At 73.6% G+C, this 16,361-nt stretch carries 18 protein-coding genes; 5 read left to right on the forward strand and 13 right to left on the reverse strand.

The window, feature by feature from the left end:
- Window positions 1-56: 56 nt before the first annotated feature.
- Entirely contained in the window at window positions 57-1,007 is a 951-nt protein-coding gene (locus ABFY07_RS12910; RefSeq protein ID WP_065966870.1) for a cytochrome c oxidase assembly protein, read from the forward strand.
- Window positions 1,008-1,318: 311 nt separating this feature from the next.
- Window positions 1,319-1,474, forward strand: coding sequence for a hypothetical protein (locus tag ABFY07_RS12915; protein WP_043488071.1), 156 nt, complete (start codon window positions 1,319-1,321; stop codon window positions 1,472-1,474).
- Here ABFY07_RS12915 and ABFY07_RS12920 read toward each other — a convergent pair.
- The 5 genes from ABFY07_RS12920 to ABFY07_RS12940 are packed head-to-tail and all read right to left on the reverse strand — an operon-like array spanning window position 1,443 to window position 5,852.
- Window positions 1,443-2,948, reverse strand: a complete 1,506-nt coding sequence (locus ABFY07_RS12920; protein WP_346174626.1) for a cytochrome P450 — start codon at window positions 2,946-2,948, stop codon at window positions 1,443-1,445. The genes ABFY07_RS12915 and ABFY07_RS12920 overlap by 32 nt on opposite strands.
- Window positions 2,945-3,586, reverse strand: coding sequence for a GTP-binding protein (locus ABFY07_RS12925; protein WP_346174627.1), 642 nt, complete (start codon window positions 3,584-3,586; stop codon window positions 2,945-2,947). Before ABFY07_RS12925 ends, ABFY07_RS12920 begins: the two co-directional genes overlap by 4 nt.
- Window positions 3,567-3,926, reverse strand: a complete 360-nt coding sequence (locus ABFY07_RS12930) for a DUF742 domain-containing protein (RefSeq protein ID WP_346174628.1) — start codon at window positions 3,924-3,926, stop codon at window positions 3,567-3,569. The genes ABFY07_RS12925 and ABFY07_RS12930 overlap by 20 nt, the downstream gene beginning before the upstream one ends.
- Window positions 3,923-4,330, reverse strand: a complete 408-nt coding sequence (locus tag ABFY07_RS12935; protein ID WP_346174629.1) for a roadblock/LC7 domain-containing protein — start codon at window positions 4,328-4,330, stop codon at window positions 3,923-3,925. The genes ABFY07_RS12930 and ABFY07_RS12935 overlap by 4 nt, the downstream gene beginning before the upstream one ends.
- 4 nt (window positions 4,331-4,334) lie before the next feature.
- Entirely contained in the window at window positions 4,335-5,852 is a 1,518-nt protein-coding gene (locus tag ABFY07_RS12940) for an ATP-binding protein (RefSeq protein WP_346174630.1), read from the reverse strand.
- Between the two features lie 328 nt (window positions 5,853-6,180).
- Between ABFY07_RS12940 and ABFY07_RS12945 the strand changes: the two genes are divergently transcribed.
- Together ABFY07_RS12945 and ABFY07_RS12950 are read left to right on the forward strand one after the other, a co-directional pair.
- A complete protein-coding gene (locus ABFY07_RS12945) occupies window positions 6,181-7,233 on the forward strand; it encodes an NAD-dependent epimerase/dehydratase family protein (RefSeq protein WP_346174631.1) in 1,053 nt (350 codons plus the stop codon).
- A gap of 73 nt (window positions 7,234-7,306) precedes the next feature.
- Window positions 7,307-8,170 (forward strand): TIGR02452 family protein, encoded by an 864-nt coding sequence (locus tag ABFY07_RS12950; RefSeq protein ID WP_346174632.1) that lies wholly within the window; start codon window positions 7,307-7,309, stop codon window positions 8,168-8,170.
- A gap of 86 nt (window positions 8,171-8,256) precedes the next feature.
- Here ABFY07_RS12950 and ABFY07_RS12955 read toward each other — a convergent pair whose 3' ends face one another.
- From ABFY07_RS12955 to ABFY07_RS12990, 8 genes are all read right to left on the reverse strand, one after another.
- The gene (locus ABFY07_RS12955; protein ID WP_346174751.1) at window positions 8,257-9,834 is read right to left on the reverse strand and encodes an alpha/beta hydrolase; all 1,578 of its coding nucleotides are present in this window, start codon (window positions 9,832-9,834) and stop codon (window positions 8,257-8,259) included.
- 90 nt (window positions 9,835-9,924) lie between these two features.
- Window positions 9,925-10,791, reverse strand: a complete 867-nt coding sequence (locus ABFY07_RS12960) for an urease accessory protein UreD (RefSeq protein WP_346174633.1) — start codon at window positions 10,789-10,791, stop codon at window positions 9,925-9,927.
- Window positions 10,788-11,510: an urease accessory protein UreG gene (ureG, locus tag ABFY07_RS12965; RefSeq protein ID WP_346174634.1), complete on the reverse strand. Its 723-nt coding sequence runs from the start codon at window positions 11,508-11,510 to the stop codon at window positions 10,788-10,790. The genes ABFY07_RS12960 and ureG overlap by 4 nt, the downstream gene beginning before the upstream one ends.
- Window positions 11,511-11,608: 98 nt before the next feature.
- On the reverse strand, window positions 11,609-12,307 hold the full coding sequence (locus ABFY07_RS12970) for an urease accessory protein UreF (RefSeq protein WP_346174635.1): 699 nt from the start codon (window positions 12,305-12,307) through the stop codon (window positions 11,609-11,611).
- A gap of 49 nt (window positions 12,308-12,356) precedes the next feature.
- Window positions 12,357-14,078, reverse strand: a complete 1,722-nt coding sequence (locus ABFY07_RS12975; protein ID WP_346174636.1) for an urease subunit alpha — start codon at window positions 14,076-14,078, stop codon at window positions 12,357-12,359.
- A complete protein-coding gene (locus ABFY07_RS12980; protein ID WP_346174637.1) occupies window positions 14,071-14,382 on the reverse strand; it encodes an urease subunit beta in 312 nt (103 codons plus the stop codon). Before ABFY07_RS12980 ends, ABFY07_RS12975 begins: the two co-directional genes overlap by 8 nt.
- A gap of 16 nt (window positions 14,383-14,398) precedes the next feature.
- Window positions 14,399-14,701, reverse strand: coding sequence for an urease subunit gamma (locus ABFY07_RS12985; RefSeq protein ID WP_346174638.1), 303 nt, complete (start codon window positions 14,699-14,701; stop codon window positions 14,399-14,401).
- A 215-nt stretch (window positions 14,702-14,916) separates the two neighbouring features.
- Entirely contained in the window at window positions 14,917-15,309 is a 393-nt protein-coding gene (locus tag ABFY07_RS12990; protein WP_346174639.1) for an ATP-binding protein, read from the reverse strand.
- 191 nt (window positions 15,310-15,500) lie between these two features.
- Here ABFY07_RS12990 and ABFY07_RS12995 point away from each other — a divergent pair, with 191 nt between their 5' ends.
- Window positions 15,501-16,358 carry an RNA polymerase sigma factor SigF gene (locus ABFY07_RS12995; RefSeq protein ID WP_428836915.1) on the forward strand — a complete coding sequence of 286 codons (858 nt, stop codon included), beginning with the start codon at window positions 15,501-15,503 and terminating at the stop codon, window positions 16,356-16,358.
- Window positions 16,359-16,361 lie beyond the last annotated feature (3 nt).

Below are 16,361 nucleotides of genomic sequence, written 5' to 3' on the forward strand. Positions count from 1 at the left end.
GTGCGGGGCGCTTGCGGGGAAGCGCCGGGATGCCGCGTACCACCGGGAGAACATACATGGATCACAGCGGGCACGGGATGCCCATGGATCTGCCGCCGTTCACGCTCTCGCGCGGGCTGGAGTTCGGCGGGGACTCGTTCTTCCTGGTGGGCTGTGTGGTGGCGCTCGGCCTGTACGGCTGGGGCGTGGCGCGGCTGGCCCGGCGCGGCGACCGCTGGCCGGTGGGGCGGTCCGTGTCGTTCGCGGTGGGGGTGCTCACCATCGCGCTGGTGATGTGCACCAAGCTCAATGACTACGGCATGGTCATGTTCAGCGTGCACATGGTCCAGCACATGGTCGTCAGCATGGTCGCCCCGATCCTGCTGCTGCTCGGCGCTCCGGTGACGCTGACCCTGCGGGCCCTGCCGACGGCGGGGCGCGGCCGCAAGGGGCCCCGGGAGCTGCTGGTGGCGCTGTTGCACAGCCGCTATGTGCGGGTCGTCAGCCATCCGGCGTTCACGATCCCGATGTTCATCGCGAGCCTGTACGGGCTCTACTTCACCCCGCTCTTCGACTTCCTCATGGAGAGCAAGGCCGGGCACATCGCGATGATGAGCCACTTCCTGCTGGTGGGGCTGTTCTTCTTCTGGCCGATCATGGGGGTGGACCCGGGTCCGCACCGGCCCGGGTATGTGATGCGGATGCTCGAGCTGTTCGCGGGCATGCCGTTCCACGCCTTCTTCGGGATCGCCCTGATGATGGCGAGCGAGCCGATGGTCGGCACGTACGACCACCCGCCCGCCTCGCTCGGCGTCGACGCGCTGTCCGACCAGACGGCGGCGGGCGGCATCGCCTGGGCCTTCAGCGAGATCCCCTCGGTGGTCGTCCTGGTCGCCCTGCTCGCGCAGTGGTACCAGTCCGAGCGGCGCCAGGCGCGGCGCGCGGACCGTACGGCGGACCGGGACGGCGATCAGGAGCTGGCGGCGTACAACGCCTATCTGGCCTCGCTCCAGGCCCGCGGCCGCTAGGGGGGTGTCTCGTGGATCATGCTGGGCTCCCGACGCCTGGCACGCCCGCCCCCAGCTACCGCTGGGAGGTGCCCCCGGCTGCGTTGTCGTCGTCGCACGCAGCGCCGCTGCGCTCTCCTCCTCCGCCTTGCGGCTGGACGCCCCAGACGCCGCTCGCTGATCCAGCCTGATCCACAAGACACCCCCCAGCCGCCTGCCCGCCCCTGCCGCCCCCGCCGCCGGCCGCCCCTCTTGGAGGGACGGGCTCTAGCGGCGGGGGCGGCTGCCGTAAGACCATGGGTGGAGCCGCCGAGGCTGAGGAGGTTGCGGGGATGCCCGGATCTGCGAAGGCGATGACAGCGTGCACGGTGGGGGGCCTGGTCCTGGTGACCGCCTATTCGGTGGCCCTCGGCAGCAATGGGTGGCTCTGGTTCGGCTGGGTGGTGCTCGGGCTGCTCACCGTGGGGGTCGTGGTGGCCCGGGCCTGAGCGCGCGCCACAGCGACCGCCACCACGGCCGGCGTGCGGCGGGCCGCGGCTCGGGCCCGGTGACCTCCGCGCGCGGCTCCAGGGGGTCCTGCGCGGACGCGATGCGGTCCAGGAAGTCCGGTACCAGCAGCCCCCGCTCGGTCTCCAGGGTGTCCCAGTCGCCCCGGCGCGGGGTGAACTCGGCGGGCAGGGAGACGAGGTGGCGGGAGACCCACGAGGCGGTCCACCTCAGCTCGCTCTCCGGGACCGCGAGCCGCAGGTCGGGCAGGCGCAGCAGCAGGGCGTCGATGCCGGTGTCCGTGATGGCGCGGCCGATGTCCTGGCCGGGGCATTCGTGGGGCCCGCCGCTGAACGCCAGGTGGGAGCGGTTGCCGTACATGGGCGCGGCGATGTCGGGGCGGATGGCGGGGTCGACGTTTCCGGCGGCCAGGCCGAGTAGCAGCATGTCGCCGGCCCTGATCCGGCGTCCGGCCAGCTCGGTGTCGCCGGTGGCCCAGCGGCCGGGGATCACGGCGAGCGGCGGTTCGTCCCACAGCACGTGCTCGATGGCGTCCGGCAGGGTCATGTGACCGCCGGCCAGGGAGGCGCGGGAGCGCGGGTCGGTGAGCACCGTGCGCAGGGTGTTGGCCATCAGGTTGGTGGTGGTCTCGTTGCCGGTGAGCAGCACGAGCCGCAGATGCTGGACGACCTCCTCCCCGGTCAGCCCGGAGGGGTGGCTCAGCAGCCAGGAGGCCAGGTCCTCGCCGGGCTGGGCGCGCTTGCGCGCCACCAGGTTCTCCAGGGTCCTGGTGACGTACTCGTTGCTGCTGATGGCCGTCTCGGTGCCCTTGATCAGGTCGCGGCTGGCCTCGACCAGGCGCGGTCCGTCCTCGTCGGGCATGCCGAGGAGATGGGTGAGCACCAGCATGGGCAGCCGCTGCGCGAATCCGGTCACCAGGTCGGCGTGCCCGTCGGCGGCGAACTCGCCGACCAGCTGGTGGGTGAAGCGGGTGACGTGGCGGCGGATCCCGCGCCGGTCGAAGCGGTTCATGCTCTGGGTGAGGGCCGTGCGCAGCCGCTCGTGCTCCTCGCCGTCGGCGAAGGTGCACATGGGCTGCCAGCCGACCACCGGCAGCAGCGGCGAGTCGGGGGCGACCCGGCCCTCCCGCCAGTCGCCCCAGTGGCGGGAGTCGCGGGAGAAGCGGGAGGGGGTGCGGGCCACTTCCAGGTTCTCCCGGTAGCCCAGGAGCAGCCAGGCGGGCAGATCGCCGGCGAGCCGGACGGGGGCGACCGGGCCGTGCTCGGCGCGCAGCCGTTCGTAGAAGCCCGTCGGGTCGGCTTCGTGCTCGGGCCCGAAGAGGTCCGCGAGGGCGTCGGTGCGGGTGGCGGCGCGGTCGTCCGCGAGGGCGTCGGTGCGGGTGGCGGTGTGGGCGGGGCATCCGGGGGGAGGCACGGCCGCGGGGCCGGCGCCCGGATGGTCACAGGGAGGGGTCACGGGGTCTCCGGGGGCACGGCGATGAGGGACCGCAGATAGCGGACCAGGGTCAGCAGGGTGTCGCGGCTGGACCCGCGGTCCCGGGCATCGCAGTCGATCATGGGTACGGAGTCGGGCAGGTCCATCGCGGCGCGCAGCCGCGCCATGGGGTGGACGGGGGCGTCGGGGAAGGCGTTGACGGCGACGACGAAGGGCACGGCGCGCTCCTCCAGCCGGCCGATCACATCGAAGCCGGCCTCGAGGCGCCGGGTGTCGACGAGGACGACGGCGCCGAGGGCGCCCTCGAACAGGCCGTCCCACAGGAACCAGAAGCGCTCCTGGCCGGGCGTGCCGAAGAGGTAGAGCACCAGCCGGTCGTTCAGGCTGATCCGGCCGAAGTCCATCGCCACGGTGGTCTCGGTCTTGCCCTCCACCCCGGCGAGGTCGTCGATGCCGACCCCGGCCCGGGTCATGGTCTCCTCGGTGGTCAGCGGCCGGATCTCGCTCACCGAGCCGACCATGGTCGTCTTGCCGACCCCGAACCCCCCGACGATCACCACCTTGACGGCCGCGCTCACCGAGGGCGGCAGGACGTCCTCGCCGCGCGGTCCGGCGGGCGGTTCGGGGCCGAGGAGCGCCTCAGAGCTTCTGTAGTCCATGCATCACCGCCTGGAGGAGTTCGGGGTCGGGCAGCTCGGCGGCGGGGATCGGCGCCCGGGTTTCCACCTGGTGGTTCCGGAGCAGCTCGGCGAGCACCACGGTGACCGCGGAGACGGGCAGGGCCAGATACGCGGAGATCTCCGCGACGGACAGCGGGAACTGGCACATCTTCAGCACGGCGGCGCACTCGGGGCGGGTCCCCGCCTCCGGCTCGGCCCGCGCCACGACCAGGGTGACCAGGTCCACGTCCGCCCGCTCGGTGGTGGGCGCGCGGTCCTCGGTGACGGTGTACAGCCGGTCGGGGACGCCTTCGGCCCAGCGCCGCCGAGGTTCGCTCACGCCGTCCGCCCGTCGACCCGGGGTGGGCTGCTCAGGTGCTCGCCGAGCCGGGCGACCAGGCTCCTCATGCACTGGCCCATGAGCCCGGCGTCCACGCCGGCCTCGGCCAGCACCGCCAGATACGCTCCGACGCCCGCCGCCATCAGGTAGAAGAACCCGCCGCCGACCTCGATGGCGACCAGTCTCATCCGCCCGTCGCCCTCGGGGAATTCGGCGGCGATCGCCCCGGACAGGCTCTGCAGCCCGGCGCAGGCGGCGGCGAGCCGGTCGGCGGTCTCCTCGTCGGCGCCGAGTCGTGCCATGCACAGGCCGTCCGAGGAGAGGAGCACCACGTGGCGGGTCTGCGGAACGCTTTTCATCAGGTCCCGGAGCATCCAGTCCATGTTGTACCGCGGTTGCGTCACTTTCCTAATCACCCTTATCCGACTCGTTCGAGGTGTGCGAGGGGTCATCACGGGGCGGGCGGCCGGATTCGGTGTTCTCGGCCGCGCCGGAAATCCCGTTGAAGAACGGGGCCAGCCACAGTCCCGGCTGCACGGGCGGCTCCGCCGGGGTGGGGGCCGGGGCCGGGGGGCCCGGCTGAGCGGGGCTCGCGCCGGCCCGGCCCCGGGCGGCCTGGGGCATCCGGCGGCGCCGCTGTGGGAGGCCGGCCGTGTTGTGCGGCAGCGGGACGCGGCCGAACTCGTCCGGGCCGGTCCGGGCCGCCACCGGGGTGGGCGTCGGGCGCCGCACCGGCTTGGGCGGGGGCAGCTTGGCGGCGATGGCGATCATGCCGCCGGGCGCGGGGGTGGTGCAGGTGATGTCCTTCGGGATGACCAGGACCGCGCGGACGCCGCCGTACGCCGAGGGGCGCAGCGAGAACTGGAACCGGTATCTGGCGGCGAGCCGGCCGACCACCGCGAGCCCCAGGCGTGGTGTCTCGCCCAGGTCCTTGAGGTCGAGGCCGCTCGGGGCGTGGGCGAGCACCAGGTCGGTGCGCCTGCGCGCCTCCTCGGTCAGGCCGACCCCGGCGTCCTCGATCTCGATGGCGACGCCGGACTGGACCTCGACCGCGGTCAGGTGCACCCGGGTCTTCGGCGGGGAGTAGCGGGTGGCGTTGTCCAGCAGTTCGGCCATGGCGTGGATCAGCGGCTCGACGCTGGGGCCGACGATGCCGACGTCCGCCACCGAGTGGAGATCGACCCGCTGGTACTCCAGGATCCGCGACATGGCGCCGCGGCAGACGTTGTACAGCGGGATCGGGTTCTGCCACTGGCGGCCCGGGCGGGAGCCGCCGAGCACGGCGATGCTGTCGGCCATCCTGCCGATGAGCGCGTTCCCGTGGTCGAGGTGGAGCAGGTCGCTGAACACCTCGGGGTCGGCGCCGTGCTTGTCCTCCATGTCCCGCACGTCCATGGCCTGCTGGTTGACGATGGCCTGCACGCGGCGGGCGATGTTGACGAAGGCCTGCTCCGCGGCCTCCCTGAGGTCCTCCTCGGCCCGCACGGTGTGCAGCATCGCCTCCAGGACCGAGCGGTGCGCGGACTCGAAGTCCGGGTCGAGGCACGGCGAGTGGTCGATGTCCTTCATCACGTGGTCGGGCTCCGCACCGGCCCGCAGCCGGGCCACCGCGGCGGGGAGCAGCTCCTTGGCCAGCCGCCTGGTCTCCCTCTCCTGGTCGACCAGGCGCTGTCGCAGGGCGGCCTCCCGCTCGGCGGCCCTCAGGCGCAGGGCCGCGATGACGCGCCCGCGGCGCACCGCCTCCGCCGCCGCCACGGCCACCGCGAGCGTCGCCGCCAGGCCGCACCAGACGGCCGCGGCCCGCGCCCCGGCCGGGACCCGGGTCATGGCCAGCGCCGCGGTCAGCGCCGTCGCGGCGGGAGGGATCAGCCATAAGAGCGCGGAGGCGGGTCGCCGGCCTCCGGCTGACGAGCCAGCAAAAACCATGGGCGTCCTTAGATACGGCAAGGAAAAGAGGGTGGGGAAACGCGTGCGAGGCGCCCGTGGGGACGGGGAAGAGCTCGCTATGAGCCCAGGAGCTTAGCGCTTTCCCCGGATGTCGAGACGAATATGCGTTTTTCTCAGTAATGGACAGGAGCATGAATTGAAATAGCACAGAAACCGATCAGGTTCTTTCATTTCCCTTGTCTCTTCGAACTCTTTTGAGCCTTGGGGGGAGCCTTGGGGTGAGCCTTGGGGTCGCTCTGCCCAGAGCAGATCAGCGCAGGGCGAACGGGCCTGGCACGGGCCCCGGGCGGGCCCGTAGCGTCCGGCCATGACCAGGGGAAACGCATTCGTGATCGGGGCGTCGGGACAGATCGGGCGGGCGGCGGTGCGCGCGCTCGCCGCGGAGGGATGGGAGGTGCGGGCCGCCTCGCGCGGCGGCGGCCGGGACGAGCGGTGGCCGAAGGACGTACGGACGGTGGCCGTCGACCGGGAGGACGACGCCGCGCTGGCGGCCGCTCTCGGGGACGGCTGTGATGTGCTGCTGGACTGCGTGGCCTACGGCGAGCGCCACGCCGACCAGTTGCTCGGCCTCGCGGACCGGATCGGCTCGGCGGTGGTGATCTCCAGCTGCATGGTGTACCAGGACGACCGGGGCCGTAACTTCGACACCCAGGGCCGGCCGGACGGCTTTCCGGACTACCCCGTGCCCATCCCCGAGTCGCAGCCGACCGTCCCGCCGAGCGAGGCCACCCACAGCACGGCCAAGCGCGCGCTGGAGCTGCGGCTGCTGGAGGCCGGGGACCGGCTGCCGACGACGCTGCTGCGGGCCGGGGCGATCCACGGCCCGTACAGCCCTCTGCCGCGCGAGGCGTACTTCGTCAAGCGGGTGCTCGACCGGCGGCCGGTGCGGATCCTCGCCCACGGGGGTGCCGGCCGCTTCCACCCGGTCCACGTGGACAACCTGGCCGAGCTGGTGCGGCTCGCCGCCGGCAAGCCCGGCTCACGGGTGCTCAACGCGGGCGACCCGCAGGCGCCGACGGTCGCGGAGATCGCGGCGGCGGTGGACGCGGCGATGGGCGCCACCAGCGAGCTGATCACGATCGACGGCGAGCCGCCGCGCCCGGGTCTGGGGACCACCCCCTGGAGCACGCCCCGGCCGGTGGTGTTCGACATGTCGGCGGCCGAGCGCGAGCTGGGCTACCGGGCGGTGACCGGCTACGCCGAATCGCTGCCGGAGACGGTGGAGTGGATCGCCCGTCAACTGGCGGACGGCCGGGACTGGCGCGAGGCGTTCCCCCTCATGGCGAAGGCGTACGGACCGCCGCAGGACCTCTTCGACTACGCCGCGGAGGACGCGTGGCTGGCCGGGGCCGGGCGGTAATTCCCTCGCGCCGTGATCGTTCCGGCCCGTAGCCTCGGGCCGGAACGACCCAGGTACGCGCGGAGGTACGCGGATGAGTGCGCGGTTGCGCGGTATCGCCAAGGAGACGGAACGGATCGTCGCCGAGGGGCGGTACCGGGCGCCCCGGGGACACCAGGTGTCCCTCGAGGGGCCGATCGCCCGGGCCGTCGGGGCGACCCGGCTCCATGGGCCCGGGCCGGTGGTCCGCGCCGAGCGCGAGGCGGGTCCGGCGGACCGCGCCACGCGGTTCGAGGTGACCGGGGAGAGCAGCCTGGAGGCCGCGCGCAGACTGACCCGCGAGGCCGAGCGGGCGGAGGGGGCCGGCGGGGCCGTCGCCGTGCTGAACTTCGCCTCCGCCCGCAACCCCGGCGGCGGCTATCTGGGCGGCGCGCAGGCGCAGGAGGAGGCGCTGTGCCGGGCCTCGGCGCTGTACGCGTGCCTGCGCGCCGCGCCGGAGTTCTACGCCGCCCACCGGGCCGACCCGAGCCCCTTCTACAGCGATCGGGTCATCCACTCCCCCGGCGTCCCGGTCTTCCGCGACGACCGGGGCGCTCTGCTGGACGACTGGTACGAGGTCGGCTTCCTGACCTCGGCCGCGCCCAACGCCGGGGTGATCGCCCAGCGCACGCCCGAGCTGGTGGCCGCCGTGCCCAAGGCGCTGGCCGCGCGCGCCGGGCGGGTGCTGGAGGTGGCCGTCGCCCACGGGTACCGCCGCCTGGTGCTGGGCGCCTGGGGGTGCGGGGTGTTCCGCAACGACCCGGCGGAGGTGGCCGGCGCGTTCCGCGACCGTCTGACGGGCGCCGGGCGCTTCGCCGGACGCTTCGAGCGCGTCGTGTTCGCCGTGCTCGACCGGCGCGCGGACTCCCCCACGCGGGCCGCGTTCGCCGCCGCGTTCGGCACGGCCGCCGCCGCCTGAGGGCCGCCACAGCGCGCCGACGGCACCGGGCCCCGTCCCGGGGTGCGTTTCCGCCCCCGGGACGGGGCCCGGCCGGTCCGGTCCGGCTACGTGGCGGCGGCCGGGACGGGCGTGGCGTGCGGGCCGCACGTCACGTCCTGGCCGTCCACCTCGCCCGTGAGCAGGTAGGCGTCCACCCGGTCGTTGACGCACGGGTTCACCAGGCCGGTGACCCCGTGCGAGCCCGCGTCCTTCTCCGTGATCAGGCGCGAGCCCTTCAGCCGCTTGTGCATCTCGACGGCTCCGTCGTACGGGGTGGCGGCGTCGCGCGTGCTCTGCACGATGAGCGTCGTGGGCAGGCCCTTGGACGCGCCGACCTCCAGCGGGGTCCGCTGCGGGACGCCCCAGGTCGCACACGGCAGGTTCATCCAGGCGTTCGCCCAGGTCATGAACGGGTAGTCCCGGTGCAGCCGGGTGTTGTCCCGGTCCCAGGTCCGCCAGTCGCTCGGCCACTTGGCGTCCACGCACTCCACCGCCGTGTAGACGGCGTTGCCGTTCTCGGAGGCGATGTTGCCCGCGGTGTCGGACAGGTCCGGTCCCGCGGCCTCGACGAGCCGCTGCTCGTCACCGGCGAGGTAGGCGCTCCACACCGCGGCCACCGGGGCCCACGACGAGTCGTAGTACGGCGCGCTCTGGAAGAAGCCCACCAGCTCGGCCGGGCCGACCACCCCGCCGATCGGGTGCTTCTTGGCGGCCGCGCGCAGCGTCTCCCACTGCTTCTGGACCTTCGCCTGGGTGTCGCCGATGTGGTAGGTGGCGTCGTTCTTGGCCACCCACGCCGTCCAGTCCTTCCAGCGCGTCTCGAAGGCGATGTCCTGGTCCAGGTTGGCCTGGTACCAGATCTTCTCCCGCGAGGGGTTGACCACGCTGTCGACGATCATGCGGCGCACATGGGTCGGGAAGAGCGTCGCGTACACCCCGCCGATGTAGGTGCCGTAGGACACGCCGAGGTAGTTGAGCTTCTTCTCGCCGAGCGCGGCCCGGATGACGTCGATGTCGCGCGCGGTGTTCGGCGTCGTCAGGTACGGCAGCATCCAGCCGCTGCGCTCCTTGCAGCCCTGCGCGTACTCCTTGGCCAGCTTGCGCTGGGCACGCTTGTCCGCCTCGCTGTCGGGTACCGGGTCCGCCTTGGGCGCCTTGACGTACTCCTGCGGGTCGACACAGGAGATGGCGGTGGAGTGGCCGACGCCGCGCGGGTCGAAGCCGACGAAGTCGTACGCCTTCGAGGTCTTCGTCCACAGCGGGTTCTTGGTGGTGACCCGGCGCGGGAACTTCAGACCGGAGCCGCCGGGGCCGCCCGGGTTGTAGATCAGCGCGCCCTGGCGCTCGGCGGCGCCGCCGGTGTTGCCGATCCGGTCCACGGCGAGCTTGATGGTGCGCCCGTTGGGCTTGGCGTAGTCGAGCGGGACGGTCACATAACCGCACTGGATGGGCTTCTCCAGGCCCCAGTCGGCCGGGCAGTCCTGCCAGTCGATGCCCGCCTCGGCGGCCCTGGCCGCGGCGATCCGCACGCCGGCCGCCTCCGCCGCGCCGCCCGGCACCCTCCCCTTGGCGCTGGCCATGGGCGTGGCCAGCGCTCCGGCTACCAGCGCGCCGGTGAGCACGCTTCCGGCCGCGCCGAGCATTGCTGTCCGTCTCACGTAGGTAATCCCCCCTGCTGTGTCGCGCCGCGCGGGGCGGCGGTGATCACCGAGTGTCAGGAGGATCCTCGCGCCTCACCGACCGGTCGGTACAGGGCAAACCGGGGTTTCTTTGTCAACCCATGAACATCCCGCCATGCGCAACCCCTCGGCACCGGCCACCCCGTCGAACAGCCGCCGCAGCCGCAGCGCGTCCGGGGCCACGGCGGTGACCAGGGCGGCCGGGCCGGCGAGCGGGGTGAGGACCGCGCTCTCGCCGAGCGGCCGGGCGGGCGGGGACTCGTCCTCGAAGGCCGGGTCGACGAGGAGGAGTTGACCGGCCGCCCGGTGCCCGCCGAGGACCGCCCCGCCGTCCCACCCCGGCGCCCCGGGCCCGTAGCCGAACTCCTGGTCCAGCAGGGGCCGCCCGGCGCGGCGCACGGTCAGACGGCTCGTCAGCCGGCCCGGCGGCTCGCCGTACCGGCCGAGGACCTGCTCCTCGCGCAGCAGCAGGCGGGCGGTGAGGGCGAGTTCGACACGGCAGGTCATCCTCAGGTCGCTGCCGCGGGCGGAGATGAGCGGCTCGGGGAGCCAGCACAGCGTCGCGCCGTCGCCGACGGTGAGCCGGATGTCGTAGTGGGCGGGTTCGGCCGACCGGCCGGGCAGGGCGAGGGTGGCCGCCGCCGAGCCGACGCACAGCCGCGCCCCGGGCCCGGTCACCACCTCCAGGGCGATCCGGTCGCCGCCGAGCGGCCCGCTCATGGCCCCCACCAGGGTGACCCGCGCGGTGGCCCCCGCGCCGCGGGTCCGGCGCGGCGCCAGCGGCCCGTCCCCGGCGAGCACCGGCAGCGCGGTGCCGCCGCGCCCGTCCGCCTCGGCGGTGATCCGCGCGGTGGCGCGTACGCCCGACGCCGGGACGGAGGGGCGCGGCGCGGCGGGGGCGCGGCCGGGGGGACGGGTCACGCGGGGGCCGCCGTCCAGGCCGCGAGGCGCTCGCGCACCCAGTCCGCGATGGGCGCCACGCCGTCCTCGGCGACCAGGGAGGTGAAGGCGACGGGCAGGTCGCCGCGTTGGGCCCGCGCGTCGTGGGCCATCCGGTCCAGGTCGGAGCCGACGTACGGCGCGAGGTCGGTCTTGTTGACGACCAGGAGGTCGGCGGTGGTCACCCCGGGGCCGCCCTTGCGCGGGATGTCGTCGCCGCCCGCCACGTCGATGACGAAGATCTGCGCGTCGGCCAGGCCCTTGGAGAAGGTGGCGGTGAGGTTGTCGCCGCCGGATTCGACGAGGACGAGATCGAGCGGGCCGACGGAGTCCTCGAGGTCCTCGACCGCTTCGAGGTTGGCCGAGATGTCGTCGCGGATCGCGGTGTGCGGGCAGGCACCGGTCTCGACCGCCGTGATGCGCTCCGCGGGCAGGACGGCGTGGCGCAGCAGGAACTCGGCGTCCTCGCGGGTGTAGATGTCGTTGGTGACCACGGCGATGGACAGCTCGTCGCGCAGCGCGCGGCACAGCGCGGCGACGGTCGCGGTCTTCCCGGATCCGACGGGGCCGCCGAGGCCGACGCGCAGGGCGCGGCGGGTGCCGTCGGGGCGGCGGGGGCCGGCGGCGCCGTAGGTGTGGCGCCGGGGGTAGGTGCCCGCGTGGTCGTGGGGCTCGAGGGGGTCGTGGGGGTCGAGGTGCATGACGGCTCCGGGAGTCGGGGGCGCGGTTCGGGGCGGGGCTCGGGAACGGGGGGCGGGGGCGGGGGCGGGGGCCGGGGCCGGGCGCGTCGCCGCGGCGCTCAGGACGCGAAGAGGCGTACGGGCCAGGCCGCGTGCGCCTCGGCGGTGATGTCGAGCAGCGGCGCCGAGGCGGCGGGCAGCGCGTCCGGGCCCTCGTCGAGGGCCCGCCGGGCGGCCTCGGCGGCCCGCGCCGCGACCTGGTCGATGTCGGGGACGAGGCGGGCGAGTACGGCGGTGGCGTCGTACGGGTCCAGGCTCAGCAGCCGTACGGCGGCGGTCGCGGGCCCGCTGACCGACTCGTACGCGGCGATGTGCGCGGCGTCCGGCGGGCCGGCCCCGGCGGCGCGGGCGGGGAGGCCGAGGACGACCGGCTGGTGGGCGCCGCGCGGCCGGGCGGCGGCGCGGGCGTCGAGCCCGGGGCCGGGCCAGGTGGCCCGTGCGGCGCGCATCATCTGGCGGCCGAGCCGCCGCGCGGTGGCGCGCAGGGCGGGGGACGGGGTACGGGCGTCGGCGGCCTCGTCGAGCGCGAGCGGGTCGAGCCCGGCGGCGGCCGCGGCGGCGAGCCCGGCGGCCGTGAGCCCGGCGGTGTGCAGCCGGCCCCGGCAGAACTCCTCCAGGGTTGCCGCGTCCCGGATCCGGCCGGCCTCGACCGCGGCCTCGGTGCCCCCGGAGTGCGCGTGCCCCCCGGCGGGGAACCGGCCGTCGGCGAGGACGAGCAGGGCCGCCCGCGCGGCGGGGTTCCCGGGTGTCGTCGGCATGGTCACCCCCAGAAGAGGTCAGAAGAGGGTCAGATAACGCCAGAAGAGGTCAGAAAAGGAAGTAGCGCTGGGCCATGGGCAGTTCCACGGCCGGGGCCGGTTCGACCGGCTCGCCGTCGATGGTCACCGTGAAGGTGTCGGGGTCGACCTCGACGCGCGGGCGGGCGTCGTTCTCCCGCATGTCGGCCTTGGTGACGCCGCGCGTGCCGCGGATGGGGGCGAACCGCTTGCCGAGACCCAGCCGCTCCACCAGACCGTTGTCGAGCGCGGTCCGGGTGACGAAGTTGAGCGAGTTCCCGGCCGGGGCGCGGCCGAGGGCGCCGAACATGGGGCGGGGCAGCACCGGCTGGGGCGTGGGGATGGAGGCGTTGGCGTCGCCCATCTGGGCGTACGCGATCTGGCCGCCCTTGAGGACCAGTTCCGGCTTGACGCCGAAGAACGCCGGGTCCCACAGCACCAGGTCGGCGAGCTTTCCGGTCTCCACGGAGCCGATCTCCCCGTCCAGGCCCTGGGCGACGGCCGGATTGATGGTGTACTTGGCGACGTAGCGGCGTGCCCGGTGGTTGTCGGCCCGGCCGTCGCCGGGCAGGGCCCCGCGGCGGCGCTTCATGACGTGGGCGGTCTGCCAGGTGCGCAGCACGACCTCGCCGACCCGGCCCATGGCCTGGGAGTCGGAGGAGATGATGGAGATGGCGCCGAGGTCGTGCAGGATGTCCTCGGCCGCGATGGTGGTCGGCCGGATGCGGGACTCGGCGAAGGCGAGGTCCTCGGGGACGGCGGGGTTCAGATGGTGGCAGACCATCAGCATGTCGAGGTGTTCCTCGACGGTGTTGACGGTGTGCGGCCGGGTCGGGTTGGTGGAGCTGGGCAGCACGTTCGGCTGGGAGACCACGGTGATGATGTCCGGGGCGTGTCCGCCGCCGGCGCCCTCGGTGTGGTAGGCGTGGATGGAGCGCCCGGCGATGGCGGCGAGGGTGTCGCCGACGAAACCCGCCTCGTTGAGGGTGTCGGTGTGGATGGCGAGCTGGGCGCCGCTCTCCTCGCACACATCCAGACACGCGTCGATGGCGGCGGGGGTGGCCCCCCAGTCCTCGTGGATCTTGAATCCGAGGGCGCCGCCGCGCAGTTGGGAGCGCATCGCCTCGCGGGAGACGGTGTTGCCCTTGCCGAGCAGGCCGATGTTGACGGGGTAGGCCTCCAGCGCCTCGAACATCCGGGCAAGGTGCCAGGGGCCCGGGGTGATGGTGGTCGCCTTGGTGCCCTCGGCGGGTCCGGTGCCGCCGCCGACCAGGGTGGTGATGCCCGCGGCCAGCGCCTCCTCGACGACGGTCGGGGAGATGAAGTGGACGTGGGCGTCGATGGCCCCGGCGGTGAGGATCCGGCCGTTGCCCGCGATGACCTCGGTCTCCGGGCCGATGACGAGGTCGGGGTGGACTCCGTCCATGGTGTCGGGGTTCCCGGCCTTGCCGATGCCGGTGATCCGCCCGTCCCGCAGGCCGACGTCGGCCTTGACGATCCCCCAGTGGTCCAGGATCACCGCGCCGGTGATCACGGTGTCGGGGGTGCCTTCGGCGCGGGTGGCCCGGGACTGGCCCATGGACTCGCGGATCACCTTGCCGCCGCCGAAGACCGCTTCGTCCCCGGCGCGTCCGGGACCGCCCGCGCGGTCCTCCTCGATCTCCACGAGGAGGTCGGTGTCGGCGAGCCGTATGCGGTCGCCGACGGTGGGGCCGAAGAGGTCCGCGTAGGCGGCGCGGTCGAGCTCAGTCATCGAGGGGGCCTCCCGTCTCGCCGCGCAGCCCCGGCACGATCCGCTCCCCCGCGATCGGGACCAGGCCGACCTCGACGGGGATGCCGGGCTCGAAGCGCACGGCGGTGCCGGCGGCGATGTCCAGGCGCTTGCCGCGGGCGGCGACGCGGTCGAAGTCGAGGCCGGGGTTCGCCTCGGCGAAGTGGTAGTGGGAGCCGACCTGGACGGGCCGGTCGGCGGCGTTGAGCACGGTGAGACGGGTGACGGGCCGGCCCTCGTTGAGGCGGACCGGCTCCTCGGCGTGCAGGATCTCCCCGGGAATCACGGCGGACGCCCCTCCGTCAGGCTATGGGCTGGTGGACGGTGACGAGTTTGGTGCCGTCCGGGAAGGTGGCCTCGACCTGGACGTCGTGGATCATCTCCGGGATCCCCTCCATGACCTCGTCGCGGGTGAGCACCTCGCGGCCCGAGGACATGAGTTCGCCGACGGTGCGGCCGTCGCGGGCGCCCTCCAGGATGTGCGCGGTGATCAGCGCCACGGCCTCGGGGTGGTTGAGCAGCACGCCGCGGGCCCGCCGCTTCTCCGCCACGTCGGCCGCCACATGGATGAGCAGGCGTTCCTGCTCGTGCGGGGTCAGTCGCACGCTTCCCACCTCACACTCGTCCCCTCCCCCCGGGGCCCGTCCTCGAAGGGGGCGCCCGCTCGCGGCGCCTGGGGTCTGTCGGGAGCAGGGGCGCCCCCTGCTCCCGACAGACCCTGGTGCGGACCCTAGTTCCGCGGCGTTTCCGCCGCGTTAACTCGCGGGTGGACGGCGCTCCCCCGGCGGCGCCGGTCTCCGCCGCTCACCTGGGGCGCGGGTCAGCTCAGTGGCAGGAGCGCCCGTATACGCTTGCCGCCGCCGGGCAGCGCGCTCACGGTCACCTCGACGGCCAGCCTGCACACCATGGGCCAGCCGTGGCCGCCCGGCATGGCCGGGTCGTCGGGCGGACGTGCGGTGGGGAGGGCGTCGCTGGCGTCCTCCACCGTGATCTCCAGCCGCTCCCCCCGGATCACGCACCCGAAGACGGTGATCCCCCCTGCGTGGCGCAGGGCGTTGGTGGTCAGCTCGGAGGTGACCAGCAGCGCGTCGTTGAGGATCCCCGCGCTCACCGCCGGCCGGTGCCGACTGAGCAGCTTCCGCACGGCGTCGCGTGCCACCGCAGCGGTGCCCGGGCTGGTGCGCACCGACATGTGTTTGTCGACGGTGGTCACATGGCCTCCCTCCGGCGCGGTCCTTCGCCTCCCTCTCCGGCTTCCCTGTGACGCGGCGCTCACTCACCCGGCGTGCCGGACACACGGATCCACAGAATCATGTGCGAAGTCGTAGGCATAACCCGCGAATGACGGGACAGAAGCGCCTCATAAGCAATCGGCGACCGGCCCGGCCAGAGCAGGGAGGGGTTATGACGGTGCTCGCGGCGACCATGACCACGGCGAACGACACGACCAGCCTGACGGGATTGCCGCACGGGGTGGAACCGCGGAGCGTGGCGCCGAGGGACGCCCGGGCCCTGTCCAAGTCCCTCTTCGACCAGCTGAACAGCCTCGAGGAGGGCACGCACGAATACGCCTACGTGCGCAACACCCTCATCGAGATGAACATGTCGCTGGTCCGCTTCGCCGCGCGGCGCTTCCGCGGCCACGGCGACGAGATGGAGGACATCGTCCAGGTCGGCATGATCGGTCTGATCAAGGCGATCGACCGCTTCGACCTGTCCCGCGAGGTGGAGTTCACCACCTTCGCGGTGCCCTACATCGTGGGCGAGATCAAGCGGTTCTTCCGGGATTCGACCTGGGCGGTCCATGTGCCGCGGCGGCTCCAGGAGGCCCGCGCCGAGCTCATGAAGGCGACGGACGAACTCAGCTCGCGCCTCGGGCGGACCCCCACGGTGAGCGAGCTGGCGGCGCTGATGGACCTGTCCGAGGAGGAGGTCATCGAGGCGCGGATAGCGTCGAACGGCAAGAGCACCGCCTCCCTGGACGCCACCTTGAACGGCGACGACCAGGACGGGGAGGCCGTGCTGGCCGACTTCATCGGCGCCGACGACCCCGCCATGGAACTCGTGGAGAACTACCACGCCCTGGCACCGCTGATCGCCGAACTCGACGAGCGGGACCGCCGGCTGCTCCACATGCGGTTCGTCGACGAGCTCACCCAGGCGCAGATCGGCGAGCGGCTCGGCGTCTCCCAGATGCATGTCTCGCGCCTGCTGAGCCGGACCATCGCCCGCCTGCGCGCCGGACTGCTCACCGCTCGCTGAGGC

Origin of the sequence: Streptomyces sparsogenes subsp. cuspidosporus, assembly GCF_039532705.1 — a bacterium.
GTDB classification, from domain to species: Bacteria; Actinomycetota; Actinomycetes; order Streptomycetales; family Streptomycetaceae; genus Streptomyces; species Streptomyces sparsogenes.

Coding starts and splice junctions, on each gene's coding strand:
- ABFY07_RS12910 (WP_065966870.1), top strand. CDS start 57: ATGGATCACAGCGGGCACGGGATGCCCATGGATCTGCCGCCGTTCACG.
- ABFY07_RS12915 (WP_043488071.1), top strand. CDS start 1,319: ATGCCCGGATCTGCGAAGGCGATGACAGCGTGCACGGTGGGGGGCCTG.
- ABFY07_RS12925 (WP_346174627.1), bottom strand. CDS start 3,586: ATGGACTACAGAAGCTCTGAGGCGCTCCTCGGCCCCGAACCGCCCGCC.
- ABFY07_RS12940 (WP_346174630.1), bottom strand. CDS start 5,852: ATGGTTTTTGCTGGCTCGTCAGCCGGAGGCCGGCGACCCGCCTCCGCG.
- ABFY07_RS12945 (WP_346174631.1), top strand. CDS start 6,181: ATGACCAGGGGAAACGCATTCGTGATCGGGGCGTCGGGACAGATCGGG.
- ABFY07_RS12950 (WP_346174632.1), top strand. CDS start 7,307: ATGAGTGCGCGGTTGCGCGGTATCGCCAAGGAGACGGAACGGATCGTC.
- ABFY07_RS12955 (WP_346174751.1), bottom strand. CDS start 9,834: ATGCTCGGCGCGGCCGGAAGCGTGCTCACCGGCGCGCTGGTAGCCGGA.
- ureG (WP_346174634.1), bottom strand. CDS start 11,510: ATGCACCTCGACCCCCACGACCCCCTCGAGCCCCACGACCACGCGGGC.
- ABFY07_RS12970 (WP_346174635.1), bottom strand. CDS start 12,307: ATGCCGACGACACCCGGGAACCCCGCCGCGCGGGCGGCCCTGCTCGTC.
- ABFY07_RS12975 (WP_346174636.1), bottom strand. CDS start 14,078: ATGACTGAGCTCGACCGCGCCGCCTACGCGGACCTCTTCGGCCCCACC.
- ABFY07_RS12995 (WP_428836915.1), top strand. CDS start 15,501: ATGACGGTGCTCGCGGCGACCATGACCACGGCGAACGACACGACCAGC.